This window comes from Sorangium sp. So ce295 (genome assembly GCF_051527405.1).
Lineage (GTDB): Bacteria > Myxococcota_A > Polyangia > Polyangiales > Polyangiaceae > Sorangium > Sorangium cellulosum_B.
This window is the reverse complement of the sequence record NZ_CP150324.1, coordinates 2064828-2091517: the sequence shown is the minus strand read 5'-3', so window position 1 is coordinate 2091517 and position 26690 is coordinate 2064828. Positions and strand designations below refer to the sequence as shown.

Below are 26690 nucleotides of genomic sequence, written 5' to 3'. Positions count from 1 at the left end.
GATCGCCCCCCCGACACCACGTGGTCGCTCATCTGGCCGCAGCCAGCGCCACCGCGTCGGGACCGGCAGGGAAACGGAGCTGCCCCGACGCGTCGTTCGCCGCGCGCCACACCCCTTCGGCCACGTCGGACTCGCTCGTCACCAGGGCAGGCTGCCCGAAGGAGGCGAAGATGCGCTGCGCGAGAGGCGCATAGGCGTCGGGGATCAGGCCTTCCATGCGGGGTCCCCCGTTGCTCGTGAAGCGCGTCGTCGGGCCGTAGCCCGGCTCGACGAGCTTCACGCGCACGCCGAAGTCCTCGAGCTCGAACGCGAGCGACGCGGTGAACCCTTCGATGGCCATCTTGCTCGCTGTGTACACGGCGACCAGCGGCATCGGCGCGAGCGTCGCGCTCGACGTCACGTTCACCACCACGCCCGATCGCCGCGCGCGGAGCTGGGGCAGCACGGCCTGCGTCATCGCCATCACGCCAAACGTGTTGGTCTCGAACACCTCGCGCACCGTGGTCATCGGCGTGGCCTCGAAGGCGCCCAGGAGCCCGATGCCGGCGTTGTTGACGAGAACGTCGATGGGCCCGCTCGCCTCGAGCGCAGCCGCGATGCTCTCGGGCTTCGTCACGTCGAGCGCGATCACGCGCATCCGGTCCGACCGAGGCAGCACGTCCTCTCGAGGCGTTCTCATGGTGGCGACGACGTTCCAGCCCTGCGCGTGGAAGTGGCGCGCGGTTTCGAGTCCATATCCCGAGGAGCAACCGGTGATGAGCACAGTGTTCATGAAGGGAAGATAGCGACGGCGCGCTGGACTATCTACCATTGGTAGTCCACGTTTCGTTTGCTAGAGTCCAGACATGAACGACCCTCTCTCGGAGGTCATCGCGCTGCTCCAGCCGCGCGCCGTGTTCTCGAAGCGCATCAGCGGCGCCGGTCGCTGGGGGGTCCGCTACGCGGACTTCGGCCAGCCGAGCTTCTGCGCCGTGCTGGAGGGCAGCTGTCGTCTCGCCGTCGACGGTGAGCGCGCCCTGACGCTCGAGGCGGGCGACTTCGTGCTCCTGCCGGCGACGCCGGGGTTCACCCTGTCGGGCTTCGAGCCGGTGAGGCCAGAGCGCGTCGACCCGAAGGTGACGCCCGCGCCGACGGGCGAGGTCCGCCACGGCACGCGCGGTGGACGCCCGGACGTGCGGCTGCTCGGCGGCTACTTCCTCTTCGACTCGCCCGACGCGGCGCTGCTCGTGTCGCTGCTGCCAGCGGTGCTGCACGTGCGCGGCGTCGAGCGCCTCTCGGTGCTCGTGCGGCTCGTGGGCGACGAATCGAGCGAGCAGCGATCGGGGCGCGACCTCGTGCTCACGCGGCTCGTCGAGGTGCTGCTCATCGAAGCGCTGCGGTCGACCTCGGCTGAAGACGCGCCACCGGGGCTCCTGCGCGGGCTGGCCGATCCGCGGCTCGCGCCGGCGATACGGCAGATGCACGCCCAGCTCGCGCGCTCGTGGACGGTCGCCCAGCTCGCCAGGACCGCGGCCCTCTCACGCTCGGCGTTCTTCGAGCGCTTCACCCGCACCGTGGGCCTGCCGCCCATGGAATACCTGCTCGGCTGGCGCATGGCCGTCGCGAGGGATCTGCTCCGCCGCCATGGTCTCGGGATCGCCGAGGTCGCCGAGCGCGTCGGCTACGGCTCGGCGAGCACCTTCAGCACCGCGTTCAGCCGTCACGTGGGCCAGCCCCCGGGTCGCTACGCGCGCGCTGTCTAGCCGGGCGTCAGGCAAACCGTTGCTCGTTGACGCAAGCCCGCGCGGTCGCCTCGCCGCCGCCCACGGGCGTCATCGCGCTCTCGGCGCGGGTTCCCGCGAGGCACGGGCGCTGCAAGCGCGCCGCGGCAACGCCGGCCCGGGCTGGGGGCGGACGATCAGCGAGGGCGCCGTGATGGGCACGGCGACGCCGAACGTTCGCCCTGGCCCCGCCGGCGACGAGCAAGGCAGGAGATGACGATTCCTTTCCACGGCAAGGAGTTCACGTTCAGCCAACCCGACGGGACCACGTTGCGGGTTCGCGGCTTCGGCGATCAGCACTTTGCCACCTTCGAGACGCTCGACGGGTATACTCTCGTCGAGGATCCGGCGTCCGGCTTCTATGAGTACGCGACGTTGTCCGCCGACGGCGTGGACCTCGTCCCGACGGGCGTGCTGCCCGGCAGGATCGCGCCGCTCGCGCTCGGCGTCGCGCCGGGGCTCCGCATCACCCCCGACGCCGCCCGGGCGAAGGCCCGCACGATCCCGGGGCTCCCGGTGGGCAACACGCGGTGGCGGCAGCGCCGCCGGCGCGCCCTCCGCGAGCGATCGGCCCCGCTGGCCCGCGGCGTCCTCACGGCGCCGCCGCAGCGCACGACCACGGGCGACTTCGTCGGCCTCTGCCTCCTCGTGCAGTTCCCCGACGTCCCGCACACCATCCCGCGCGAGGAGGTCGAGGCCTTCTGCAACGACCCCGGGTACCGCGGGTTCGACAACAACGGTTCGGTGTACGACTATTTCCATGAGAGCTCGCACGGGAAGCTCCGGTACAACACCGTCGTCACCGAGTACTACACGGCCCGGCACCCGCGGTCTTATTACACGAACGAGCGGGTCGCGCAGCCGAGCCGGGCGTGGGAGCTGATCAAGGAGGCGCTCGCCGCGCTCCGGTCCAGGGGCTTCGACTTCAGCCAGCTCACCGTCGACGACGAGCGCTGCGTCTATGCGCTCAACGTCTTCTACGCGGGCGACATCGTGAACAGGCACGGCAGGGGCCTCTGGCCGCACGCGTACCACCTCCCGACGCGGGTCGAGCTCGCGCCGGGCGTCTTCGCCTTTGACTACCAGTTCACGAACATGGGCCCCGAGCTCACGCTCGGCACCTACTGCCACGAGAATGGACACATGCTCTGCGATTTCCCGGACCTCTACGACTACGGCAACGAGTCGAGCGGCGTGGGCGCCTATTGCATGATGGGCCTGGGCGCCAACGCGGATCCGAAGAACCCGCCGCACATGGGCGCGTACCTCAAGTACCGCGCGGGCTGGGCCGATCGGGTCATGGTCGCCGAGCCGAACATGCGCGGCGCCCTGCGGGCCGGCGTCAACGAGTTCCTGATCCACGCGCGGAGCCAGACCGAGTACTACCTCGTCGAGAATCGGCTCCAGACCAGGCGCGACAGGTCGCTGCCGGACTCGGGTCTGGCGATCTGGCGCATCGACGAGAGGGGCGACAACAGCGATGAGCAGATGACGCCCCGGGACCACTACGAGTGCGCGCTGGTCCAGGCGGACGGTCGCTTCGATCTCGAGCGGCGCCAGTTCCACCTGGGCGACGCTGGCGACCTGTTCGGCGGTCCGTCCGCGCCCCGATTCGGGCCCGACACCGTCCCGAAAAGCGTCTGGTGGGACGGGACGCCGTCGGGGCTGGAGCTCCACGACATCTCCGCGCCGGGTCCGAGCGTCGAGTTCAGCACCAGCATCCGCTGACGCGTGACAGGACGGGAGCGCGCCGGGCGAATCCGTGACGACGAGCGACGCCGATCAGGGCGTTTGCATCGGGCTTGAGGGTTTGCTCGGCGCTCGCTCAGAGCGTCGTTCCGAGCCTCTCCAGCACCTTGGGCCACCCGGGCTTCATGCCTTCGAACGCGCTCTTGCCGCTCGCCGAGTCGAGGTTGAAGCCCTCGTGCGTGAGCGTGAGGAGCGTGCCCGCCCCTTCGGGCGTGAGGCGCCACGTGATGATGGTGTCGAGCTTGCCGATGGCGAAGCGGTACGAGAGGAGCCGCTCCGCTTCGACGGCGAGCACCTCGCAGGCCTGCTTGCCCCAGGGCCCCATGTCGAGCTCGAAGCGGTGTCCGACGACGGCTCTGACGTCGCCCGGAGCCCACCAGCGCGCGTGCAGCTCCGGATCCGTGAGCGCCCGCCAGACGGCGGACGGAGGCGCTGAGTAACGATGTTCGAGGTGGATGGCTGCGGGGGCGTTCATTTTTTTCCTTCTTCGTCGAGGAGATCTTCGAGGGCGGCGAGGCGCGTCTTCCAGTACTGAGTGAACGTGTTGAGCCATTCGTCGACCTCGCTCAGCGGGCGCGGATCGAGGTGGTAGTAGCGCTCGCGCCCGCGCGGCTCCTCGCGCACGAGGCGCGCTTTGCGGAGCACCTGCAGGTGCTCGGACACCGCGGGGCGGCCCAGGTCGAAGCCACGCGCGAGGTCGTTCACGGCGCGAGGTCCCATGCGGAGCTGCATCAGGATCTCGCGCCGCACTGGGTTGGCGAGCGCCGAGAACACGTCGACTTCAGCCATGTCCTCAATATGTCGGAATTCTCCGACGCGTCAACAAGAACCCGACGAGCGGCATCACCAGCACCCCCTCGGCGATCGGCGACAGCGGCGTCACGAGCTCACGTATCGTGTCCTGCTGCGCCGCGATCAGCGCGTCACGCGCAGCCTCCCGCTCGCGCTCCGCCGCCTTCACCCGCGCGTTCCTGCGCGCCAGGTCATCGACGTCATTGTCAGCGGAACGCGCGCGAGCCCATCAAGCGACGCTTGACCTCCAGGAGCCGCTGAGACCACATGGTAAGCCATGATCCAAGCCCCGGTCCGGCCCGGCGACGTCGTGGCGGGCAAGTACCGCGTGGAGCGTGTGCTCGGCGCGGGGGCGGTGGGGGTCGTCGTCGCGGCGCTCCACGTCGAGCTCGACCAGCGCGTCGCCGTGAAGTTCATGCGCTCGGCCCACCACGTCACCGCCGACGTGCGCGCGCGCTTCTTGCGCGAGGCGCGCGCGGCGGTGCGGCTGCGCAGCCAGCACGTCGCCCGCGTGTTCGACGTCGGCACCCTCGAGAGCGGCGCGCCGTACATCGTCATGGAATTCCTCGAAGGGCGTGACCTCGCCGCGTTGCTCAAGGAGAGTGGGTGTCTCTCGCTCGACGACGCCGTGGAGTACGTCCTCCAGACGTGTGAAGCCGTCGGCGAGGCGCACGCCGCCGGGATTGTGCACCGCGACCTGAAGCCGGCGAACCTCTTCGTCACGCAGGACGTCAGCGGCGCGCCGTGCATCAAGGTCCTCGACTTCGGGATCTCGAAGATCAGCGGCGCGGAGCTCGCCCTCACGAACGACGACCAGCAGCTTGGCACGCCCTACTACATGTCGCCCGAGCAGATGAGCTCGCCGAAGGACGTCGACGCGCGCAGCGACGTCTGGGCGCTCGGCGTCCTCCTGTACGAGCTCATCGCGGGGGAGACGCCCTTTCACGCGGAGACCATGGCGGAGTTCTATGGGCGCATGCTCGCGGCCAAGCCCACGCCGCTCCACCAGCGCCGGAGCGACGTGCCGCCGGAGATCGACGCGGTGATCCAGCGGTGTTTGATGCACGATCGCGAGCAGCGCTGGAGCGACGTCGCAGCGTTCGCCGGCGCCCTCGCGCCTCACGCGCCCGCGCGAGCGCCGAGCTATCCGGAGCGGGTTTCGCGGGTGCTCTCCATGTCGCGGTCGTCTTCGCCGGGAGGCAAAGACACGCCGGAGCCGCGCCGCGTGGGAGCCTCCTCGCCGCCGGCCAGCGCCGGCGCAGCGAGGTCGATCGCGCCGCGCCCGCCGGACGCCATGGCAGAAGCAACGCCCGCCGCGTCCCCGCCCCACAGAGCCCTATCGCCCTTCGTCGTGCTGATGTCGAAGCCGCGCTATCGGGCTCCCCTTCTCCTCGGCGGTGCGTTCTTCGCCGGCGCTGCGCTGGCGGTGATCGCCTGGGGGGGGCAGGACGGAGGGGGGCAGGAGCGAGCGCGATCCCCGGCACCGGCAGCCCCTCCCGCCGCCTCCGCCGGCGCGCCGAACGCGGCCCCATCCGCGACCGTTGACCCCCAGGCTCTCCCCTCCGCGCCCGCCTCTCCCGACGCGAGCGCGAAAGCGCAGGCGGAGCCCACCGCGCCTTCGCCGGCGGCGACGGCCACGCGGAAGGCGACGAAGCCCTCCCTGAGGGCGAAGCCCCCGGCCAAGGACGTTCTTGCCCCGAAGCCTGAGCCGGCGTTCTCGTACGACGAGCGTCGCTAACGGTGAGACAACGGCGAGGGGTGCCGATATAATGGGATCGGTGCGTGGCCCAGGACCGACGCGTGTAAAGCGCAGTGTCATCGCTGCGAGTGCGCTGATCCTATCGTTATCGCTCGCGCCGCGCGCCCTCGCGGACCCGACCGCCGAGGACCGCGCGGCCGCCGATGTGCTCTTCCACGAGGGGCGCGAGCTCGTCAAGCAGGGCAGCTACGCTCTGGGGTGCTCGAAGCTCATCGCCAGCCAGAAGCTGGACCCAATGGCCGGGACGCTGCTCGCCCTGGCGGATTGCTATGAGCTCAATGGCGAGACGGCGAGCGCCTGGGCGACCTTCAACGACGCCGAGGCGATGGCCCGCAAGGCGGGCGATGGGCGGCGCACGAAGGAAGCGGGGCGGCGGGCGGGCCTCCTCGAGCCGCAGCTCTCGAGGCTCGTCATCGAGGTGGCGCCGGAGGCCCGGGTCGAGGGGCTCGAGGTGCGGCGCAACGCGAAGCCGCTCGATGCGGCGATGTTCGGCTCGGCGATCCCGGTCGATCCGGGCGAGCATGCCATCGCGGCGGTGGCGCCTGGCAAGAAGGCATGGAGCACGAAGGTGGTCGTCGAGCCGAAGCCAGGGCAGAGGACGGTGCACGTCCCTCTGCTCGAGGACGCGCCCGCGCCAGGGCCGGAGGCGCCCGCGCCTGCGGCCACCAGCGCCGCGCCCGCGGCGAGCTCGTGGAGCGCGCAGCGGACCGCTGGGCTCGTGCTGGGCGGGGTGGGCCTGGCGGGGATCGCGGTGGGCGCTGTGTTCGGTGTCGAGACGCTCTCGAAGATGAGCGAGGCGCGCGACCAGCACGGGTGTACCGACGACGACCCTCCCCGTTGTGACGCCGAGGGGGTCAAGCTCCACCAAAGCGCCAACACGACCGCCAACATCTCCAATGTGGCGTTCGCGGCGGGAGGCGCGGCGCTCATCACAGGCCTGGTCGTGTTCCTGACCGCGCCGTCGAGCGACGCCGTGCCGGCGACGGTGCTGGAAGTGCGCCTCGTGCCTCCGGCCCGGGCGGGAGCAGCGGGGCTGTCGTTGCGAGGTAGCTTTTGAAATGCGTGAGGTGCGACCATGGAGGATCGTCATCGTCGGCGGAGCATTGCTCGTCGCCGGCTGCCAGATCATCGCGGGCGTGCGCACCGACGCGGAGCTGAGCCAAGGAGGCGACGGCGGCGGAGCGTGCAGCGTCTCTCTCGGGTGCCCGAGCGGCGTCTGTCAGGACGGCGTCTGCAAGCCGGCCGAGGCGAAGTGCGCGCTCGACCTCGAGCCGTTCGACATCCTCACGTCCGAAGACCTCGGCGGCCACGAGGTCGACACCTCCTCGCTCGTGCTGGCGAGCGGACCCGATGGCGTATTTGCCTCGATCATCGACAAGACTGCCAGCCGGCTCGTGATCGGGACGGTGCACGAGATCGGGGAGCCAGCCGGGTCGAAGGCGGAGTTCCCGTTCACCGACGGCGCGGCTTTCGTCACCGGCCGCGAATCCGGAGGGCGGGTGATCCTTCAAGGCAGGGTGGGGTACGAGATCGGGCAGCTCGTCTTCCCCACGACCGCCGACGGCGTCTCGTCCGAGGGGACGTTCCAGCGGTTTCCCGCGCTCGCACCGGAGTGCTCGAGCCCCAGCGTGGCGACGTCGATGGCGTTCGTCGCGGCGGGCGATAACACCCTTTACGCCGCGACCTGCGCGGCGCCGGGCGGCTCGACGCGAGCGCTCGTCGTCGGTGGATCGGCCGAGCCTGCGCCGACCCTGGTGGCCCAGGGCGCACGTACCGATGCCTCGCTCAACGTTCGCTACTACACCGTCACGAACGGCCAGCACCTCCTCTTGTTGGATGACAGCGCGACCGGAGAGGCGTTCTTCAGAACGGGCGCCTCTCGCGCCGATCTCGGCGTGGCGCACCAGATCCAGTTCAGCCCGTCTCCTGACGAGGTGGAGTCCTTCTTCGGGGCGTTCCCGCTGCCCGACGGCGATGGCGTCACGCTCTTGATGGTGCACCTCGTCCCTCCGCCGAGGCTCACGCTCTCGGCGGAGGTTGGCGTCGTAAGGGACTTCCTGTCGCTCGGACAGGTTCCCCCGCCCGGCTTCACCCCTGTCTTCAAGCTCCAGAATGTGAACCAGTACAACCCCCCGGGCCCCGTCGCGAGCGACGGCGAGAACGTGTATCTTGCGTTGGTGCCGCCGCCTGGAAAGAGCGTGAGCCTGGGCTGGTTCACCCGAACAGGTGAGAACGTGCTCCCCAACCAGCTCATCTTCTCCCTCCCGGACGGCAGCAGCGCGCAGATCCTCGGCTCGACCGTCGCGCAGCTCGGCGTCAAGCTGCTCGTCGCCTGGATCGAGCAGCGCGACGGCGCCTACTCCGTGCGCGGCCAGCGGCTCATCTGCACGCTGCAATGACGCGCCGACCGGCGCGGCCAGCTTGAGCGACCCGTGGGTCGGCAGGCGCCCACGCAGCGGGGCGAAGCGCCTGGCGGCGCGGGGCGCCGTGCTGTCACGTTCGCTTCAGCGCGTACGCGATGCCGCCCCGCAGCGTCCCCGCCGTGACAAGGCCCCGCAGATCGACGTCGAGCTCGATGAGCGTCCGCGCGATCGCCGGCTGGATGCCGGTGAGCACCACCTGCGCGCCGAGCAGCCCCACGGCGCGCGCGGCGTGCACGAGCATCTCGGCCACCTGGACGTCCACCGCCTTGACCCCCGTGATATCGATGATCGCGATGCGGGCCGCGTGCCTCTCCACCCCCTGCAGCAGCGTCTCGATGATCCGGCTCGCCCGCGCGCCGTCGAAGAAGCCGATGAGCGGCATCACGAGCACCCCCTCGGCGATCGGCAACAGCGGCGTCACCAGCTCACGTATCGTGTCCTGCTGCGCCGCGATCAGCTCGTCCCGCGCGGCCTCCCGCTCGCGCTCCGCCGCCTTGACCCGCGTGATGTCGACAGAGATACCGGCGACCGCGCCCTCCGGGATGCCCTCACCCCAGACAGGGAACTTGATCGAGTAGAACGTCTTCTCGCCTCGGGCGTCAGGGACGGGATCCTCGGCCTCGAGCGGGACGCCGTTCCTCCGCACCAGGTCATCGACGTCTTTGTAAATAGACGCAACTTCCGATGGAAAGAAGTCGCTGTCGGTCTTTCCAAGCATGCTGCCCGGGGTCGCCCCGACGAGCTCCTCCACCGAGCGGCTCACCAGGAGAAAGGCGCCTTCCCGATCCTTTGCATACATGAGGACCGGCGCGTGATCACAGAACGTCGCGAGCAGCGACTCGCTCCTGTGGAGGCGCTGCTCGCGGCGCTTTCGCGCTGTCACGTCCTCGGCCGACAGGAAGATCTCGCGCGCGGCGCCATCCTCGCTTCGCGCGAAGACCTCCGCGCGCACCGCGAAGATGCGCTCGTCTCCCTCTCGGCCTCGCGCCCGGAGCTCGCCCTCGATCACCTCGCCGTCCCGCGCCCCCCTCAGCCGCTCCGCGCTCGCGGCGAGGCCGGCCATGTCGTCCGGGTGGATCCGATCCGAGAGCGCCTCGACGCCGCGTGTCGAGAGCTCTTCGCCCGTACAGCCGAGCGAACGGGCGAGGGCGGCGTTGTGCGCGACGAGCCGCCGCTCGTCGAGGCCCACGACACACAGGATCGTCGGCGCCGCGTCAAGCATCCTCCGGGCTCGCGCGCTGAGCGCGTCCTGCTGCTCCTTGGCCCTGGTCTCGTTCATCGCGGCAGGCCTCTCCTCATGGCGGCTCCTTCCAGGCCCGGCGGCGGACGCGCGGACCAGAGCTCGACCCATGATAGCCACGGCGCGCGCGCGGCGAAACCGAAGACGCTGCGCCGCCTCGCTGTCGCGGATGGCCGGCTGGCGCACCGCAGCGCAGTAGCCTGGCCTACCGGCGCAAGCGACAGCGGCGGCGCGCGTCACGCAATGCAGCCTACCGTGCTGAGCAACAGCGGGCTCAGGGGAGCAAGCTGCACTTCGACAGGGGCGTCCGGTAGTCCATCGCCTGGGTGTTGCGCTCGAACTCCTCCAGGTTGTTCGGACAGACGACGTACCAGCCAGCGTCGGTGAAGGCGCTCACTTGCCGGTCGGTGGTGGCCAGATCGTACGCGAGCATGACGGTATCGTAGCCCCAGCCGAACAGCTTCTGACCGAGGAGCACGTCCACGTACCCATCGCGCATGCGATCCATGTACTCCGGCAGCGTATCGAAGGCCACCGAGTGGATGGTCTTCTCCTTCGCTCTCGCGGTGAGCAGCGGCGCGTTCGCCTCGAGGTCGGGCTCGCCGAGGAGCTTGCTGTAGGAGAAGAAGAAGCCCGTGATCTCCGGATCGCTCTTCAAAGCCTCCTCCGCGGTCTGCGCGCAGAAGGGGTTCGCGTAGTCGCAGCACACGCAAGGGAGGCTCACGGCGTTCGTCATGTCCGGGTACTTCTTCAGCGCCTCGGAGAAGCCGGCGAGCCGGTCGATGAAGGTCCCCGCGGGGGTGGGGGTGTAGACCCCGTTACCGTCGTCATCCATCATCGTCTGCAAGGCGATCTTGCCGGTCTTCCCGTTGATGGTCGCGAGCGCATCCATGAGGAAGGCGGCGGCGGCCTTGTTGTCCATGCCGTAGTAGGTGTGGCGCTTGCTGGCCGGGGCGTCGCCGCCGTACGTGACGACCTTGATGCCGGCGTCCACCGCCTTGTTGATGAGGTCGTTCTCGCATTCCCCGCTGAAGACATCGATGGATATCGCGTCCACCTTCATGTCGATGACCTCCTGCAGCACCTCCATCTGCGGCCGGGAGAGGTAGCAGGCGTCGTCGGGGTCCAGCGGCTTGCCGTCTTCCGTGAGCTCCGGACATTCAGGGTCCAGGATCATCACGTTGACCGGCCGCGCGCTCGTCGTCGACAGCTCGCTCTGCGCCTGCGCGGCGCCCGCGCGACCCAGATCGTGGAACCGATTGCACTTGTTGTGGGTGATGTAAGCGATGGTCAGCGGCGCTTCTGCCGTGCTCTCGCTCGAGCTGCAGGCAAGCGCGCTGGTCGCCAGAAGGATGCCCCCGATGATGGCGCGATCGACCATGAATCCCCTCCTCTTCTCGATATTGCTCGACCCGTTTCACCGTCCCCTGACGGCTCGGCGCGGCTGTGCGCGCGCCGACATCCGGGACCCCCTGCGATGGCGCGCGCTCGGCGCGCCTCGCCCTCATTCACGCCGCAAGTCGCGCGGCTCCTGTCCGCCGCGGGCTTGCCCGACCGGGTACGCATACGCGATGCCGCTCCGCAGCGTCCCCGCCGTGACAAGGCCCCGGAGGTCGACGTCGAGCTCGATGAGCGTCCGCGCGATCGCCGGCTGGATGCCGGTGAGCACCACCTGCGCGCCGAGCAGCCCGACCGCGCGCGCGGCGTGCACGAGCATCTCGGCCACCTGGACGTCCACCGCCTTGACCCCCGTGATATCGATGATCGCGATGCGGGCCGCGTGCCTCTCCACCCCCTGCAGCAGCGTCTCGATGATACGGCTCGCCCGCGCGCCGTCGAAGAAGCCGATGAGCGGCATCACGAGCACCCCCTCGGCGATCGGCAGCAGCGGCGTCACCAGCTCACGTATCGTGTCCTGCTGCGCCGCGATCAGCTCGTCCCGCGCGGCCTCCCGCTCGCGCTCCGCCGCCTTGACCCGCGTGATGTCGACAGAGATACCGGCGACCGCGCCCTCCGGGACGCCCTCGCCGCGGAGGGGGAACTTGATCGTGTACAGGGTCCGATCGCCCTGGGCCTGCGGGACGAGCTCCTCGGCCTCGAACGGGGCGCCGGTCCTCCGCACCAGGTCATCGACGTCTTTGTAAATAGACGCAACTTCCGCCGGACAGAAGTCGCTATCGGTCTTTCCGAGCATGTTGCCCGGGGTCGCCCCGACGAGCTCCTCCGTCGAGCGGCTCGCCAGGAGGAAGGCGCCGTCACGGTCTTTCGCGTACATGAAGACAGGGGCGCGGTCGCAGAGCGCCGCGAGCACCGCGTCTCTCCTGCGGCCGCCCTGCTCGCGGCGCTTTCGCGCGGTCACGTCCTCGGCGAAGAGGACGACCTCGCGCACGGCGCCGTCGTCCCCTCGCGCGAAGACCTCCGCGCGCACGGCGAAGACGCGCTCGCGCTGCCCTCCCCCGATGCTCCGCGCCCGCAGCTCGCCTTCGACGACCCCGCCGTCGCGCGCCGCGGCGAGCTCGGCCGCGCGCGCGGCGAGGCCGGCGAGATCGTCGGGGTGAATGCGCGCCGAGAGCGCCTCGACGCCCCGCGAGAGGAGCTCTTCTTCCGTGCAGCCGATCGCCCGGACGAGCGCGGCGTTGTGCCCCGTGAGCCGCCATCCCGCGAGGTCCAGGACACACACGATCGCCGGCAAGGCGTCGAGTATCTGCTGGGCTCGCGAGCTCGTCGCGCCCTGCATCCGGCTGGCCTCGGTCTCGTTCATCGCGGGCATCGCGGGGACTTCTCTCGAGGGCTCCCTGCCCGGTCAGGGCAGGAGATCACACTTCGTTTCTCGTGGTACATCGATGACGATGACGCTCGCCTTCATGTCGATGGCTCCCTGACGCGCGTCGCCAGGAGGAGACCGCCAGAGAAATTACGGTCGTGCACGCTCCCCCTTCACGACAGGGACACGACGGTCCAGCCGAGTTGCATCATTACGACTATGGGAAACAGAATCGACTGTCAACGCCTTTTACGTCCTCGTTCCCTCGTTCGCAACAATGCCGACAATGCGAGTTCCAGCCGGAGAGCATGCCAATCGACAGTAGGGTGCCGTCGGAGATGACTCCACGGTGAACGATTCGGCCCCTCATGGGGCGATAGGTTGACGCAATCCACCGTAATGAGGAGATGGCCAGCGCGATCACAGCCCGGCGCCGCCCACGCCGCCCGCGCCGCCTGAGCCGCCGTGACCGCCCGCGCCGCCTGAGCCGCCGTGACCGCCTGCGCCGCCCCCGTCATCGGCGCTCGCGCCCGCGCCGCCTCCGCCCTCGGCGCTCGCGCCGCCTCCGCCGGCCGCGCCGGCCCCGGTCGTCCCGCTCGCCTGAGAAGAGCTCGCGGAGACGCCCGTGTCGAAGCAGTTCGGGTTGTCGTCGTCGACGAAGCAGCCCACCTCGATGGGGTGGCCCACCTCGACGCAGCCCCCCGAAAGGAGGCCTGTCGTGGCCGACAAGCGGAGGAGGAGCGCGGGAAAACGTGTGCTCTTCACGGTGAAGCTCCGTGGCTCGCGCGCCCGACGGTCGCGATGGAGGAGGGCCTGGCCGCCGCGGCCGGGCGGCCCGCGGCGGCGTCGTCATCGAGGTGAAGCTCGATCCCGGCGAAGAGCGTAAGGCGGTTCTTTAACGCGAAATCCGCGGTGGGGCCGCTCTCGACGAGGTAGCGCGGCTGCCCCTGGTTGGGGCCGACGACGTAGGGCTCATGGGCCGAGAACGCGTACTGCCCGCCGAGCAGGTACCCGGCGCCCTTCACCCCGGGTATCGCGCCCGTCACCGCCGCGCGGAGCTCGACCTGCGGCGGCACCTCGGGGCGAGGGGCGATGTTCGACGGATCACCGCCATAGTAGGCCTGGTCGGCGATCCGCCGGCCCATGTAGGCGGCCGCCAGGGACACGGCGCCAGCGCCGACCTCGTACGACACGCGGGCGTTGCCGTACACCTGCGGCGCGACCGTGATGGGGACGTCGTCGCCGGTGCCGAACGGCGCGTTCCGATGGATCTGCTCGGCGGACATGCGGCGTCGCGTCGCGGCGAACGTGGAGTTGACGCCGACGCGCAGCTTCCGCTCGAGGAAGCTCGTCTCGAAGCCGAGGTTCGCGCCGTAGTTCTCGATGCCTGGCACGTTGTTGTACCTCGAGACGCTGGGCGCCTTCGCCCTCAGGAGCTGGAGCTCGATGACGTCCCGCCATTCCGAGTAGAAGCCGCCGGCCGTGAAGGAGTACGCGCCGCTCCGGAACGACGAGACCGCCTCCAGGGAGGAGACCTTCTCCGGCTTGAGGCCGTCCGGGTTCGGCAGGAGCCTGCCGCTCACGGTGTAGAGCTCGACGAAGCTGGGGGCGCGGAACGCGCTCGAATAGATGAGCTTGAGCGACACCCGCTCGTCCGGCGTGAGGATCAGCGCGGCGCGCGGTGAGATCGCGTTCGCCACGTACTCGAGGGGGATACGCGAGTCGAGGTCGACCCGGATCCCGGCGTTGAGCGAGAGGGGCCGGAACAGGCGGAGCGTCTGCTGCACATAGGCCCCGAGCGCGGCCTCGTCCTCGAGACGGTGTCCGCCGCCGTGCCAGCGCGTGCGCGCCGGGTCGGAGCCATAACTCTTCCCCGTGAGCTCGTCGAACGCGACGAACTCGTAGGCCGACGTGCGGAGGCGCCCATCGAGGCCCGCCATGGTCGTGAAGGCGCCGTCGCCCGCCCAGTCGTACCGCGCCTGGAGCTCCAGCCCGAACCAGCGGGAGAGGAACAGCGCCTCCTTCCGGCAAGGCCCGGACGGGCCGCGCGGGCACTGCTCCGGATCGAGCACGTCGAGCGGGACGTGCGGCACGAGCGGATCGTGGCCCACCACGTAGCGCGAGCGCTCGATCCGGCTGTACCCGAAGTACCCGCGCGCCACGCCCTCGAGCCGCTCGCTCAGGCGGTCGCGGTAACGCACGCTGGTCAGGACGAGCGACTGCGTGTTGTCGTTGCGGGCGTCGTCAAAGGCCCCGACGCGGTTCTCGTGGAGATCCATGAAGGGCGCGGCCCACGACGCGCGCGTCGCCTGCGCGACGGCGCTCAGGTCGCCGACGTCGAGGCGCACGAAGGCGCCTGCCTTGCGGCGAAACCACTGCTCTTCCACCGTGCCGCCCCAGAAGCCGGGCTCGGCGTGCGAGCCGAGATCCATGACGGACACGCCGTCCGCCAGGACCGGGAGCCGCTGCTTCGGGAAGCTCACCTCGGGCCCCTCGAAGCGGTGCATGTCGACCGCCGCCACCACGCCCGCGGGCTGCCCGAGCAGCGTAAAGCGGCGCCCGAAGCCGATCGCCGCCGTGCCCTCGCCCCCGAGGCCCTCGAGGTCCGGCGCCCTGATGTCGCCCGATTCGTCGAGCGGCGGCGACGCCCCGAGCGTCAGGGAGGCGCGGATGCCCTGGTGATCGGCGGCCTTCTTCGTGACGACGTTGATGACCCCCAGCATGGCCTGCGCGCCGTAGAGCACGGAGCCAGGGCCCAGGACCACCTCGATATGGTCGACGATCTCGATCGGGATATCGTGCAGGAAGACGGCGCCGCCGCCCTGCTCGTTCACGACCATGCCGTCGAGCACGATCAGCACGTGGCTGTTCGCGTCCCGGGTCAGGGCGACCCCGCGCGCGCCGACCTCCGGGACCGACATGCGGTCGTGCGCGAAGACGCCGCTCGCGAGGAAGGTGAGCGCGTCGGCGAGGCGCCGTATGCCGAAGAGCTTGAGCTGCGCGCCCGTGATCACCGACGACATGGCGGGCGCGTCGCTCTCGCGCTCCGCGGAGCGCGAGGCGCCGGACACGACGTTCTCTTCGAGGATCTCGAGGAGCGAGCTGACGTCCTCGGCCCGCGCCTCGCGCGGGGCGGCGGTCGACAACGCGAGCGACGCGGCGCAGAGCAGTGCGATACGGGTCGAGCTCACGTCAATAGATCCTTGCCAGTTTGAGGATGGGAGCGGGGAAGTCGATGTGCTGGGCCCGGGCCTGCGCGAGGTTGATGCTCATGCGCGGCTTGCCGTCCGCGACGTCGACGCCGAGCACGGCCCCCTGCGAGACATAGGGCTCCACGGCCGCGAAGCTCAGGATTCCCGTGTCCGTGAGCGCGCCGCGTATCGCGGCGACCTCCCTGCCGAGCCCCGAGGAGATGTACACGACGTTGATGTCGCGCGCGCGGCACGTCGCGGCGAGCTCGGACGCGCTCGAGTACTCGGCGCTCTCCACGCGGATCGGCTTGTCACGCACCTTGCCGATGTCGTTCAAGGCCCTCCTCATCTGGAGCGCGGCGCTCGCCGAGTCCGCGTCGCCGGCCCGGGAGAGCAAAAGGAAAGAGACCTGTCCCTTCACCCGCTCTGGAAAGCCCCTGTCGTACGGCAGGATGCGCGTGACGATCTCCGCTTGCACGGCGAAGGGCGCCGTCGCCGGCTCCGCCATGACATGGAATGGGGCGAGGGCGGCCGCGACGAAGAGGCCGAGCACGAGGGCGCGCCGGCGAGGCGTCATGTCTTGCGTTCCTTGCCGCGCGACAGGCCGGCGAGCTTGCGTATGCGGAGCGCCGCTTGCACCTGCGGGGTGAGGGCGAGCAGATCGCCTTTCCTGCTGAAGACGCCGTCGAAGCCGAGCTCCGCGTACCGCGATCCGGCCTCGGCGTCCGTCGTGTAGAGGTAGAAGAGCGGCGGCCTCTCGCCCTCGGGCACCGCGGCCTTGAGCGAGCGGAGGACGGCGGCGCCGTCGAGGCCCGGCATGAAGAAGTCGACGATGACGAGATCGCAGCCGCGCAGGTGGCGGGCCGTGCCCACGAGCTGCGTCGTCGTGACCACCTCGTAGCCGGCGCTCGACAGCTCGACGCGGATCCGCATCAGCACGATCTCGCTGTCATCGATCACCAGGATGCGTCCGCCGTGTGACATCGAGTCATTCTCCGTTGCTGAGAGGGACAGCCTGGGGGCGGATCACGAACGCCGCGCCGGTCTGGCGCGACGCGTCCACCTCGATGAGCCAGCCGACCGAGAGGAGATCGGCGCGGACCGCGGAGAGGCCGATGCCGCGGCCCGCGAGGTCGCTCACGTCGCCCTTCGTGCTCACGCCGGGGGTGAACAGGAGCTCGCGCGTCCGGCGCAGATCCTTCGGATCGACGCCGGCGCTCGTCGCGAGCGCGTCGAAGTCGATGCCCTGACCGTCGTCCTCGACGAGGAGGGTGGGCAGCGGCCTGTCCTCGACGCAGCTGGCGCGGATCACGCCCACCTCGGGCTTGCCCACCCGGGCGCGCGCGTCGGGGGATTCGATTCCATGGGCGATCGCGTTCCGCACGAGGTGGAGGAACACGCCCGGGAGCAAGCGGGCGAGATCCGAAGGAATGGAGGCCTCGCGGCCGTCGATCTCGAGGCGGGCGCGCTTGCCCTCCCGCTCGGCCCAGCGAGGGACGCGCTCAAGGAGCGGCGCGAGCACCTCGCCGAACGGCCGGGCCGCGAGGCGGCGGACGATCTCGGCGGCCTCGCCGCCCTGCGGGCCGACGAGCTCGCCGAGCCGGGTGACGTCCGTGCGGCGGACCGTGATCTGGTCGAGGATCGCGCTGCCCACGGGCGAGGCGTCGACGAACGTCTCCTGCGCGCGCGTGAGCTCGTCCGCGACGCGGGTGAGCCGCGCGCGCCACGACGCCGCGTGCCCCTCGACCGAGGGCCTGTCCTCCGAGCGCGCGCGCCCCTGGACCCTGGAGAGCTCGTCCTCGAGCGCCATGATCTCGTCCGCGAGGCGCTCCAGGTCGAACGACCGGGCCTCGCCCTTCATGGTGTGCAGCTGCTGCAAGAGCTCGTCGATGTCCGCGGGGCAGAGCTCCCCGCCGGGCATCAGGATCTCGCTGCACCGGGCCACGCGCTCGCGCGAGATCTCGATGAAGCGGACGAAGACCTGGCCGCCGCCGGCGATGAGGCGGCGCATGGCGGCGATCTGGCGCGCGTGCTCCTCGTCCTTCGTCTTGACGCTCTCCGTGAGGCGCCTGAGCTCGGTCTGGTCGGTCGCGAGCAGCATGATGCGCGCGATCTTCTGGCCGGAGACGATGGGGCAGAGCTCGATCCGCAAGAACCTCCGGTCGCCCGGCGCGCGCTCGAACCACACCTCGCGCGGGGCGAGCTCGGCGACCTCCTGGAAGGCGTCGACCTCGGCGTCGAACGCCGCGTCGACCCATTGCCGGAGCGCCTGGCTCTCGACGCAGAGCGGCCCGCCGCGGTAGAGGAGCTCCGCGACGTGGTTGCCCTCCGCGGCGCGGTCGCCGAAGAGCTGCCTGGCTTCTTTCGAGGCCTCGCTGCCCAGCCGGCCGTCGGGGCCGAAGGCCACGATGGCCTCGCGCATGTTGTCGAAGAGCTCGCGGAGGCTCTCGGTGGCCATCTCGAGCTTGCCCTCGCGCTCGATGATGGCGGAGCTCATCGCGTTGAAGACGTCGGCGAGCCGGCCGAGCTCGTCGTTCGTGCGGACGTTCACGCGGACGGCGCGGTCCCCTTCCCCGACGCGCCGCGCGGCGTCGACGAGCCGCGAGAGCGGACGCACGATCTGCCACCTCGCGAACGCGAGGAGCAGGAAGGCCGTCATCGCGCCGACGATGCCCGCGAACTCGAGGATGTTGCGGCGGGCCGCGGCGAACGCGGCGTTCTCGGGCTCGAGGGAGAAGACGAGGACGAGCGTCCCGAGGCGCCGCCCGTCGTCGCGCACGACCGGGCGGGCGACGCGTATCTCGCGCTCCAGGACCTGGTTCTCGGCGCCGCGCGCGGTGAACACCGACAGGCCGCCTTCCGGCTGACCGATCTTGGCGACGGGCTCGGCGTCGCTGCCCCACGCGACCGCGGCGATGAGCGCGCGGTTCGACCGGAGCTGGTCGAGGTCGCCCTGCGCCGTGTCCCGATCGCCGAAATCGAGCGACGCGGTCAGGGAACCCGACAGCAGATCCGCCATCATCGATGCGGCGTTCGCCTTCGCCGACACGAGGTCATCTCGTGTCTTCTGGATCACCTGATTGGCCACCAGCACGGTGACGCTGGTGAGGACCACCACAGTCGCTGCGGCGAGCTTGACGCCGATGCCGAGGTGAACACCGGAGCGCCGGTGAGCCGCCGGGGGCCGGGAGACAGGGGCCGAGACCAGCATCACGCGCTCGGGGCGGCAGGCCGTATCCGAGCCAAGGAATGGTCGAATCCAAGAGCGTGCGTCATCCGCGCCCCCCCTCCACGGCAGAAGCTTCGCCAGGCGCACCATCGGAAGCACCCGAGGGACGAGGACAGGCGCATGGCGATGCCCTTCCGACCTCGACGGTACGTAGTTCATTTCATTTCTGCAACAGGATTTTCCTTACGCACCGCCAATGTGACTGTCCGCTCGTCGCGTCATCGGCAACGGCGCCATGACGTCGCGCGTCACTCCGGCGACGGCGACCCTGCGGGATCGTGTAGGCTCGCGGGCATGCCCATCACGCGACTCACGAAGCCTGATTCGAAGTTTCGCCTCGATGACGTCTCGACCGATCCGCCTCGGGACGCGACGAAGCAGGAGGCAGCGGAGCGGCTCAAGGAGCTGGGCGAAGAGCTGCTCGAGCTGCAGGAGCTGATGTGGGGAGCGAGGACGCACAGCATCCTCATCGTCCTTCAGGGCCGCGACGCGGCCGGCAAGGACGGGGCGATCAAGAACGTCGTCGGCGCGCTGAACCCGCGCGGCGTCACGGTGAGCTCGTTCGGCGTGCCCACGAAGGAGGAGCGGGAGCACGACTTCTTGTGGCGTATCCACCGGCAGGCGCCGCGCGCGGGGGAGTTCGCCATCTTCAACCGCTCTCACTACGAGGATGTGCTCGTCGTGCGCGTGCACGACCTCGAGCCCAAGTCGCTTTGGGGGGAGCGCTACGGTCACATCAACGACTTCGAGGAGCTGCTCGCCGAGCACGGGACCATCGTGATCAAGTTCTTCCTGCACATCAGCAAGAAGGAGCAGGAGAAGCGGCTCTTGGAGCGCGAGGAGAACCCGTCGACCGCGTGGAAGCTCAACGTGAACGACTGGAAAGAGCGGGAGCACTGGGACGAGTACACCGAGGCTTACGACGAGGTCTTCCGGCGCTGCTCGTCCAAGCACGCGCCCTGGTGCGTCGTGCCGGCCGACGCGAAGTGGTACCGCAACCTCGTCGTCGCCGAGACCGTGGCGGAGACGATGCGGGAATACCGCGACGGCTGGCTGAAGACGCTCGAGCGGAACGGGAAGGCGGGCCGCGAGGAGCTCGACGAATACCGGAGGTCGCGGGGTGGGCGGAGCAAGGGGTGAGCGCGCCCGACCGATATCCGCCCTGACCAGGCGCAGAGCGCGAGTCGCGCGCTGCGGCCTGCGTGGGCTCTCGATGCCATGGCACGGAGCTCCACGCGAGGGATTCCGTGGTTGCATGAACCATGGATGTCCCCAGCCGGCGGGGCCGATCGACGACCTGTGGAATCGTCGGCGATCTCGACACGTGATCCCATGCGGTGGAGTCAGGAGGTCGTCCACGGCGACCGGCGGGGGCGACGGCCCTCGGCTCGCCGACGGTGCTCGTCTTTCAGGGAAGGCCGTGGCCGGGCGCGCTCCGCGATCCCGCGCGCGCCGTGTGGGGCCGAGCGCCTCGGCCAATTGACGCGCTGTCGCTCGGGTGATGCAATTCCGACGAGGAGGAGGGGGCATGCAGCTCGACGATCCCAGGCACGAGTACAACCCGTACGCTGCGCCGACGACCGGCGACGCGCACTCCCATGGCGAGGACGAGCCGGACGAGCACGTCCTCGCCGAGCGCGGCACGCGGCTCGGCGCGCGGATCATCGACAACCTGCTGCTCGTCGGCTCCATGATCCCCGCCGTGCTCCTCCTCCTCGCCACCGGCGCGCTCGATTACGCCGCGCACAGCGAGGAGAAGGCCTACCTGATGATCGGCGTCGGCGCGCTCCTCGGCCCGCTCCCGCTCGTCATCTACCAGTGGTGCCTCATCGCCACGCGCGGGCAGACGCTCGGGAAGAAGTGGACGAAGATCAAGATCATCAAGACGGACGGCTCGCGCGTCGACTTCGCGTCCGGCGTCGTCCTCCGCAACTGGCTCATCGCGCTCCCCGGCCTCGTCCCCGGCGTCGGCCGGCTGCTCCACGCGATCTTCAACGTGATGAACGGCCTCATGATCTTCGACGACGACCGCCGCTGCCTGCACGATCGCATCGCCGGCACCAAGGTCGTCGTCGCCCCGCCCAGGGCGGGCTCCTGATCGCCCTCCTCGCCGCATGATCCACCGCGAGACGCTCCGCGAGCCGCTCGACACGAGCGCCGAGATCGAGACGCCGGAGCACGTGCGGTTCCGCCACCAGATCGCGGGCCCGGCGCGGCGCGCGCTCGCGTACCTCATCGATCTGCTGGTGCGCGGCGTCATCGTCTTCGCGATCGGGATGCTCGCCGCGGTCGGCGGCGTCGCCGTGGGGCCAGCGCTGCGCGGGGCGTCGACGGGCTTCGTGCTGCTGGTCCTCTTCGCGATCGAGTGGGGGTATTATGTCTTCTTCGAGACCCTCTGGGGCGGCTGCACGCCCGGCAAGCGCGCCCTCTCGCTGCGCGTCGTCACCGACGGCGGCCAGCCGCTCCGCTTCGGGGACAGCCTGCTGCGCAACCTGCTGCGCGCCGCGGATCTCCTCCCCCCGTTCATCGATCCGCTCTCGTTCCTCGGCACGTACGCGGTCGGCCTCGCCGTCATGGGCCGTGATCCGCGCTTCCGCCGCCTCGGCGATCTCGTGGGCGGCACCCTCGTGATCGTCGAGGCGCGCCACACGGTCGCCGGCCCGCTCGTCCTCCGGCCGCCGCCGAGCCCCGCGGAGCTCTCGAGCCTGCCCGCGCGCCTCCCGCTCTCCGGCGAGGAGCTCGACGCCATCGAGCTCTTCCTCCGCCGCCTCGATCGCCTCTCGCCCGCGCGCGCGAGCGAGCTCGCGGAGATGACCGCGCCCGTGTTCGCGCGGCGCATGGGCGTCCGCTACAAGGACGCTACCCGCTTCCTCGGCGTCCTCCACCACCGCGCGCACGCGCACCGCGGCGGCCAGGAGGAGGCCGCGAGCGCCCCCAAGCCCCGCCGCAAGCGCAAGAAGGAGGTGAGCGCGTGATCGGCGCCCGCTCCCAGGACGAGTTCGTCGCGGCCCGCAGGCCGGACTGGCAGGAGCTCGATGGCCTCCTGCTCCACGACAGCGGCTCGCTCGCGAAGAAGGACGGCGCCGCCATCTCGCGCCTCGCCGCGCTCTACCGCTCGCTCTGCACCGATCTGATGCGCGCGCGCGCGGCGCGCTACACGCCCGATCTCACCGCGTACCTCGACGCGCTCGCCGCGCGCGCGCACGCGGCGCTCTACGGCGCGGAGCCCTTCCGCCTCCCCGACATCGTCTCCTTCTTCACCCGCGATTTCCCGCGCGCATTGCGCGCGAACGGCCGCTTCTTCGCGATCGCCTGCGCGCTCTTCTTCCTCCCCTCGCTCGTCGGCATCGCGGGCGCGCTCGCCTCCGACGAGTTCGCCACCCACGTGCTCCCGAGCCCGGTGCTCCAGGGCATGGCCCAGATGTACAGCGAGGGCCTCAATGGGCGCGACACGGGCACCGACACGGGCATGGCGGGGTTCTACGTCTTCAACAACGTCGGCATCGCCTTCCGCTGCTTCGCCACCGGCGTGCTCTTCGGCGCGGGCAGCATCTTCTTCCTCATCTACAACGGCCTCTTCACCGGCACCGTCGTCGGCCACGTGATGAGCGTGGGCCACGGCGGCAACATCTGGACGTTCATGTGCAGCCACGCGCCCTTCGAGCTCACCGCGATCGTGATCGCCGGCGGCGCGGGGCTCGAGATGGGCTACGCGCTCGTCGAGACGCGCGGCCGCACGCGCGTCGGCTCGCTGCGCCGCGCGGCGCCGTCGATCGTGCGCCAGATCCTCGGCGCGGCGGCGATGCTGCTGATCGCCGCGGGGATCGAGGGCTTCTGGTCCCCCTCGGGGCTCCCCCCGCCGGTGAAGTGGGCGGCCTCGGGCGTCTTCTCGCTGCTCATCGTCCTCTACCTCGCGCTCGCGGGTCGCCCCGCGAAGGAGGCCTCGCGATGAACCTCGGCGCCTCCGCGATCGTGCTGCGCCCGCGCCCGCTCTCCGAGATCCTCGATCTCGCCTGCCGCCTCTCCATGTCGCTCGCGCTCGGCCTCTACGCGCGGCTCTCGGCGATCCTCTTCCTCCCGATGCTCGCCGGCTGCCTCGCGCTGCGGTATGCGGCGGGCTGGTCGTGGCTCGCGGTGTGGGGCGTCGCGATCGCGCTCGGCGGCGTCGCGCAGGGCGTGTTCACGGTCGCGGTGGGGCGCCTGCTCTTCTCGGAGGAGCTCGGCGCGGGCCAGGTGCTCCGCCTGTTCAGGGCGCGCCTCTGGTCGTACCTGTGGATGCTCTTCTTGAGCCGCCTCCTGCTCGCCGCGGCCGCGCTCCCGATGTTCCTCGGCCTCCCCCTCGCCTGGCCGCGCCTCGTCTTCGTGCACGAGGCCAGCTTGCTCGAGGCCGCGGACGCCGGCGACGCCATCCAGCGCAGCAGCCGCTTCGTCAGCGGCCGCGTCGCCGCGGTCCTGGGCGCGCTGATCGCGCTGCTCCTCGCGCAGGCCGGCGTCGCGCTCACGGCGGAGCTGCTCGGCCAGTCGCTCGTCGACGCGATCCTCCAGCTCGGCAAGCCGTTCGGCGCGCTCGTCGACGACGGCGGCTCGCCCTTCGCGCTCGCGGGCTTCTTCGCGGGCATCCCGTACGTCGCGACCGCGCGCTTCCTCCACTACATCGACGCGCGCACGCGCGCCGACGGCTGGGACATCCAGCTCCGCTTCCTCGCGATCGCCGCGCGCGAAGGCGAGAAGAGGGCCGCCGCGTGAGCCGCCGCGCGCGCCTCTTCGCCGCCCTCGTCGCGCTCTCCGCCGGCGCGCCGCTCGCGCGGGACGCCCGGGCGGAGGACGTGGAAGAGAATGTTCACTGGGACGTGCGCGACGTCCTCGAGGACGATCGCTACCGCTTCTGCCACGAGGACGACTACCCGCTCACGCCCGAGGAGCACGCGTGGTGCCCGATCATCGCCGGATCGAGCGACGTGTGCCCGGAGCTCCCCGCCGCGTGCAAGCTGCCCCCGGTCGAGGTCTCGCGATCGGCCGGGTCCGGCCGCGGCGGCCGCGGCGGCCGGGACGCGTCCGGCAAACACCCCGCGGGCGGCGCGCCGACCGATCGCGGCCCGACCGAGGACGAGCGCCGCCGCCCCTGGCCCGACATGCGCGTCGATCTCTCGGGGATGAGCTTCTTCGCGTCGGTGCTCTTCATCGGCCTGCTCGTCGTCTTCTTCGGGGGGGTGATCCACGCGCTGCTGAAGAACCTGCTCCGCGATCGCGCGCCCGCCGACGAGGCCAAGGAGGAGAGGGCGCCCGTGCGCGGCCCCACGCCCGAGGAGACGGCGCGGCGCGAGGTCGAGACCGATGTGCAGCGCCTGCTCGCGCGCGCGCGCAGCCACGCGGCCCGCGGCGACCACGCGCGCGCGATCGACGACGCGTACGCCGCGCTCCTGCGCCGCCTCGACGGGGATGGTCTCATCGAGATCCACCCCTCTCGCACGAACGGCGACTACGTGCGCAGCCTGCGCGAGCGGCCCGATCTCAAGGTCGCGATGCGATCGATCGTGCGCGACGTGGAGGGCGTGCAGTTCGGCGTCACGCCGCCCTCCGAGCCGATCTTCCGCGCGGTGATGGACCGCGTCGTCCCGCTCGTGAGCCGCGCGCTCGCGCTCGCGCTCGCCGCCTTCGGCCTCTCCGCCGCGCTCTCCTGCACGCCGCACGGCGGCGGCGACGAGGGCGGCGGCGATCGGTCGCCCTCGGGCACCCAGGCGGTGCTCGAGGTGCTCAAGGAGCAGGGCTTCAAGGCGCGGCGCCGCGGCGAGGCGCTCACGGCGCCCGATCGCGCGCTCGCGCTGGTGGTGCTGCCGGGCGCGGCGATCGACGACGCGACGTGGAAGGACCTGTTCGCGTGGGTGAGCGACAAGGGCGGCACGCTCTTCCTCGCCGGGCTCCCGCGCCTTCCCGACGAGGTCGAGCTCGGCCTGCGCGTGGCCCAGGACGCCGAGACGTCGACGGCTCTCGCCGCGGACTGGTCGCGCGGGCTCCGCGCCTCGCTCCCGCCCGGCAAGCGCCTCGTCGAGGCGAACGGCGACGAGCCCGAGGACCTCTACATGATCTTCCGGGGCGAATCGTCCTCGACCGCGGGCGTCGTCCGCCGCCTCGGCGAGGGCAAGGTCGTCGTCGTCGCGGACGATCGCCTCGTGTCGAACGTCTCGCTCGCGGCCCCCGACAACGCGCAGCTCTTCCTTGATCTGCTCCGGTTCGCGCCGTACGCGACCGAGGTCGAGATCGTCGACGAGTGGACCGGCGTCGGCGCCGAGACGCCCTTCGAGGCCGTGCGCGAGGCGAACCTCTGGCCCGTGATCGCGCAGCTCTTCCTGCTCCTCGCGCTGCTCTACCTCTGGAAGGGCAGCGCCTTCGCGCGCCTCCGCGATCCGCCCGCCGCGGGCCGGCGCGCCTTCGCCGATCACGCGCGCGCGCTCGGCCTCGCCTACCGGCGCGCGCGCGCCTCGCGCCACGCCGCGGGCCTCTACGCGAGCTGGGCGCTCGATCGCCTGCGCGAGCGCGTGCACAAGTCCGGCCGGCGGGGCCTCATCCCGCTCGCCGAGGCGATCGCCGCCCGCACCGGCCGCCCCGAGGCCGAGGTGATGCGCGTGCTGGTCGAGGCCTCCGGCGCCCGCGAGGACGCCGCGCCCGCCTCGTCGCTCCGCGGGCCCGAGAGCGCGCGCGGCGCGCGGCCCTCGCCTCGCGCGCGCGACGGCGCCGCCGCCGATCTCGAGCTCGTGCGCGAGCTCCAGGGCTTCCTCGACGCGACCGGTCAGCGAACCTCCGATCGAAAGACGACATGAACCCGATTGAACTCCGCGATCGCTTCGATCTCCTCCGCCGCGAGGCCGGCAAGGTGCTCCTCGGCCAGGACGATCTCATCCTGCACACGCTCGTCGCCGTCCTCGCCGGCGGTCACGTGCTCATCGAGGGCGTGCCCGGCCTCGGCAAGACGCTGCTCGTGCGCACCCTCGGGCACGTGCTCGGCGCCACGTTCAAGCGCATCCAGTTCACGCCCGATCTGATGCCGAGCGACGTCACCGGCGGCAACGTCTTCAACCAGAAGGAGGACCGCTTCGTCTTCCACGAGGGGCCGATCTTCACGCAGCTCCTCCTCGCCGACGAGATCAACCGCGCGCCCGCCAAGACGCAGAGCGCGCTGCTCGAGGCGATGCAGGATCTCGCGGTCACCTCCGACGGCATCACGCGCGCGCTGCCGGATCCGTTCTTCGTCATCGCCACGCAGAACCCCATCGAGTCGCAGGGCACCTACCCGCTCCCCGAGGCCCAGCTCGATCGCTTCTTGATCCAGGTCAACGTCAAGCACCCCTCGCAGGCGGTCGAGCGGCTGATCCTCAAGAACCACGTCAACGGCTTCCACGCGGCGCGCCTCGATCGCTTCGAGATCCAGCGCATCGCCACCGCCGCCGAGCTCGTGGAGATGCGCGAGGGGCTCGCGCAGATCCGCGTGGACGACGGCATCATCGAGTACATCGCCGACATCGTCGGCCGGAGCCGCGTGCACCGCTCGGTCTACCTCGGCGCCTCGCCGCGCGCGTCGATCGGCCTGCTCGCGGTCGCGCGCGCCATGGCCGCGAGCGAGGGCCGCGAGTACGTCATCCCCGACGACGTGAAGGCGCTCGCGCCCGCGATCCTGCGCCACCGGCTCATCCTGCACCCCGACGCCGAGATCGAGGGCGTGAGCGCCGACGACTGCGTCGACGACATCCTCCGCGAGGCCAAGGTGCCGAAGACGGCGGCCTGAGCG

At 70.7% G+C, this 26690-nt stretch carries 24 protein-coding genes; 12 read left to right on the top strand and 12 right to left on the bottom strand.

The window, feature by feature from the left end; genetic code table 11:
- Nucleotides 1-28: 28 nt before the first annotated feature.
- Complete coding sequence (locus WMF11_RS08005; protein WP_437907829.1) at nucleotides 29-772, bottom strand: SDR family oxidoreductase; 744 nt, start codon at nucleotides 770-772, stop codon at nucleotides 29-31.
- Nucleotides 773-845: 73 nt separating this feature from the next.
- On the opposite strand from WMF11_RS08005, the gene WMF11_RS08000 reads away from it, so the two are divergent.
- Both WMF11_RS08000 and WMF11_RS07995 read left to right on the top strand, forming a co-directional pair.
- On the top strand, nucleotides 846-1742 hold the full coding sequence (locus WMF11_RS08000) for a cupin domain-containing protein (RefSeq protein WP_437977030.1): 897 nt from the start codon (nucleotides 846-848) through the stop codon (nucleotides 1740-1742).
- Between the two features lie 231 nt (nucleotides 1743-1973).
- Complete coding sequence (locus WMF11_RS07995; protein WP_437977029.1) at nucleotides 1974-3488, top strand: M6 family metalloprotease domain-containing protein; 1515 nt, start codon at nucleotides 1974-1976, stop codon at nucleotides 3486-3488.
- Between the two features lie 97 nt (nucleotides 3489-3585).
- On the opposite strand, the gene WMF11_RS07990 is transcribed toward WMF11_RS07995, so the two are convergent.
- The 3 genes from WMF11_RS07990 to WMF11_RS07980 are packed head-to-tail and all read right to left on the bottom strand — an operon-like array spanning nucleotide 3586 to nucleotide 4470.
- On the bottom strand, nucleotides 3586-3984 hold the full coding sequence (locus WMF11_RS07990) for an SRPBCC family protein (RefSeq protein ID WP_437977028.1): 399 nt from the start codon (nucleotides 3982-3984) through the stop codon (nucleotides 3586-3588).
- Nucleotides 3981-4298, bottom strand: a complete 318-nt coding sequence (locus WMF11_RS07985; protein ID WP_437977027.1) for an ArsR/SmtB family transcription factor — start codon at nucleotides 4296-4298, stop codon at nucleotides 3981-3983. The genes WMF11_RS07990 and WMF11_RS07985 overlap by 4 nt, the downstream gene beginning before the upstream one ends.
- A gap of 4 nt (nucleotides 4299-4302) precedes the next feature.
- The gene (locus tag WMF11_RS07980) at nucleotides 4303-4470 is read right to left on the bottom strand and encodes a hypothetical protein (RefSeq protein ID WP_437977026.1); all 168 of its coding nucleotides are present in this window, start codon (nucleotides 4468-4470) and stop codon (nucleotides 4303-4305) included.
- A 108-nt stretch (nucleotides 4471-4578) separates the two neighbouring features.
- Here WMF11_RS07980 and WMF11_RS07975 point away from each other — a divergent pair, with 108 nt between their 5' ends.
- The 3 genes from WMF11_RS07975 to WMF11_RS07965 are packed head-to-tail and all read left to right on the top strand — an operon-like array spanning nucleotide 4579 to nucleotide 8459.
- Nucleotides 4579-6039, top strand: a complete 1461-nt coding sequence (locus WMF11_RS07975) for a protein kinase domain-containing protein (RefSeq protein WP_437977025.1) — start codon at nucleotides 4579-4581, stop codon at nucleotides 6037-6039.
- A 31-nt stretch (nucleotides 6040-6070) separates the two neighbouring features.
- Nucleotides 6071-7117: a hypothetical protein gene (locus WMF11_RS07970; RefSeq protein ID WP_437977024.1), complete on the top strand. Its 1047-nt coding sequence runs from the start codon at nucleotides 6071-6073 to the stop codon at nucleotides 7115-7117.
- A 1-nt stretch (nucleotide 7118) separates the two neighbouring features.
- The gene (locus tag WMF11_RS07965; RefSeq protein WP_437977023.1) at nucleotides 7119-8459 is read left to right on the top strand and encodes a hypothetical protein; all 1341 of its coding nucleotides are present in this window, start codon (nucleotides 7119-7121) and stop codon (nucleotides 8457-8459) included.
- A gap of 94 nt (nucleotides 8460-8553) precedes the next feature.
- Here WMF11_RS07965 and WMF11_RS07960 read toward each other — a convergent pair whose 3' ends face one another.
- The 8 genes from WMF11_RS07960 to WMF11_RS07925 form a co-directional block, all read right to left on the bottom strand.
- Nucleotides 8554-9762, bottom strand: a complete 1209-nt coding sequence (locus WMF11_RS07960) for a PAS domain S-box protein (protein ID WP_437977022.1) — start codon at nucleotides 9760-9762, stop codon at nucleotides 8554-8556.
- Between the two features lie 235 nt (nucleotides 9763-9997).
- Nucleotides 9998-11104 carry a substrate-binding domain-containing protein gene (locus tag WMF11_RS07955; protein WP_437977021.1) on the bottom strand — a complete coding sequence of 369 codons (1107 nt, stop codon included), beginning with the start codon at nucleotides 11102-11104 and terminating at the stop codon, nucleotides 9998-10000.
- A gap of 123 nt (nucleotides 11105-11227) precedes the next feature.
- Nucleotides 11228-12493 (bottom strand): PAS domain-containing protein, encoded by a 1266-nt coding sequence (locus WMF11_RS07950; RefSeq protein WP_437977020.1) that lies wholly within the window; start codon nucleotides 12491-12493, stop codon nucleotides 11228-11230.
- Nucleotides 12494-12907: 414 nt separating this feature from the next.
- Entirely contained in the window at nucleotides 12908-13252 is a 345-nt protein-coding gene (locus WMF11_RS07945) for a hypothetical protein (protein ID WP_437977019.1), read from the bottom strand.
- Nucleotides 13249-15678 (bottom strand): TonB-dependent receptor plug domain-containing protein, encoded by a 2430-nt coding sequence (locus tag WMF11_RS07940; protein WP_437977018.1) that lies wholly within the window; start codon nucleotides 15676-15678, stop codon nucleotides 13249-13251. The genes WMF11_RS07945 and WMF11_RS07940 overlap by 4 nt, the downstream gene beginning before the upstream one ends.
- A gap of 1 nt (nucleotide 15679) precedes the next feature.
- Nucleotides 15680-16255, bottom strand: coding sequence for a YfiR family protein (locus WMF11_RS07935; protein WP_437550623.1), 576 nt, complete (start codon nucleotides 16253-16255; stop codon nucleotides 15680-15682).
- Nucleotides 16252-16662 (bottom strand): response regulator, encoded by a 411-nt coding sequence (locus tag WMF11_RS07930; protein ID WP_012234032.1) that lies wholly within the window; start codon nucleotides 16660-16662, stop codon nucleotides 16252-16254. Before WMF11_RS07930 ends, WMF11_RS07935 begins: the two co-directional genes overlap by 4 nt.
- A 4-nt stretch (nucleotides 16663-16666) precedes the next feature.
- Nucleotides 16667-18889 (bottom strand): HAMP domain-containing protein, encoded by a 2223-nt coding sequence (locus WMF11_RS07925; protein WP_437977017.1) that lies wholly within the window; start codon nucleotides 18887-18889, stop codon nucleotides 16667-16669.
- Between the two features lie 312 nt (nucleotides 18890-19201).
- On the opposite strand from WMF11_RS07925, the gene WMF11_RS07920 reads away from it, so the two are divergent.
- The 7 genes from WMF11_RS07920 to WMF11_RS07890 all read left to right on the top strand — a co-directional run bounded on the left by WMF11_RS07920 (nucleotide 19202) and on the right by WMF11_RS07890 (nucleotide 26687).
- On the top strand, nucleotides 19202-20047 hold the full coding sequence (locus WMF11_RS07920) for a PPK2 family polyphosphate kinase (RefSeq protein ID WP_437977016.1): 846 nt from the start codon (nucleotides 19202-19204) through the stop codon (nucleotides 20045-20047).
- Between the two features lie 388 nt (nucleotides 20048-20435).
- The gene (locus WMF11_RS07915) at nucleotides 20436-21005 is read left to right on the top strand and encodes an RDD family protein (RefSeq protein WP_437977015.1); all 570 of its coding nucleotides are present in this window, start codon (nucleotides 20436-20438) and stop codon (nucleotides 21003-21005) included.
- 16 nt (nucleotides 21006-21021) lie between these two features.
- Nucleotides 21022-21882 (top strand): RDD family protein, encoded by an 861-nt coding sequence (locus WMF11_RS07910; protein WP_437977014.1) that lies wholly within the window; start codon nucleotides 21022-21024, stop codon nucleotides 21880-21882.
- Entirely contained in the window at nucleotides 21879-22859 is a 981-nt protein-coding gene (locus WMF11_RS07905) for a stage II sporulation protein M (protein WP_437977013.1), read from the top strand. The genes WMF11_RS07910 and WMF11_RS07905 overlap by 4 nt, the downstream gene beginning before the upstream one ends.
- Nucleotides 22856-23653, top strand: coding sequence for a hypothetical protein (locus WMF11_RS07900; RefSeq protein ID WP_437977012.1), 798 nt, complete (start codon nucleotides 22856-22858; stop codon nucleotides 23651-23653). The genes WMF11_RS07905 and WMF11_RS07900 overlap by 4 nt, the downstream gene beginning before the upstream one ends.
- Nucleotides 23650-25725 (top strand): DUF4350 domain-containing protein, encoded by a 2076-nt coding sequence (locus WMF11_RS07895; RefSeq protein ID WP_437977011.1) that lies wholly within the window; start codon nucleotides 23650-23652, stop codon nucleotides 25723-25725. The genes WMF11_RS07900 and WMF11_RS07895 overlap by 4 nt, the downstream gene beginning before the upstream one ends.
- Nucleotides 25722-26687 (top strand): AAA family ATPase, encoded by a 966-nt coding sequence (locus WMF11_RS07890; protein ID WP_437977010.1) that lies wholly within the window; start codon nucleotides 25722-25724, stop codon nucleotides 26685-26687. Before WMF11_RS07895 ends, WMF11_RS07890 begins: the two co-directional genes overlap by 4 nt.
- The last annotated feature ends 3 nt before the right edge of the window (nucleotides 26688-26690 follow it).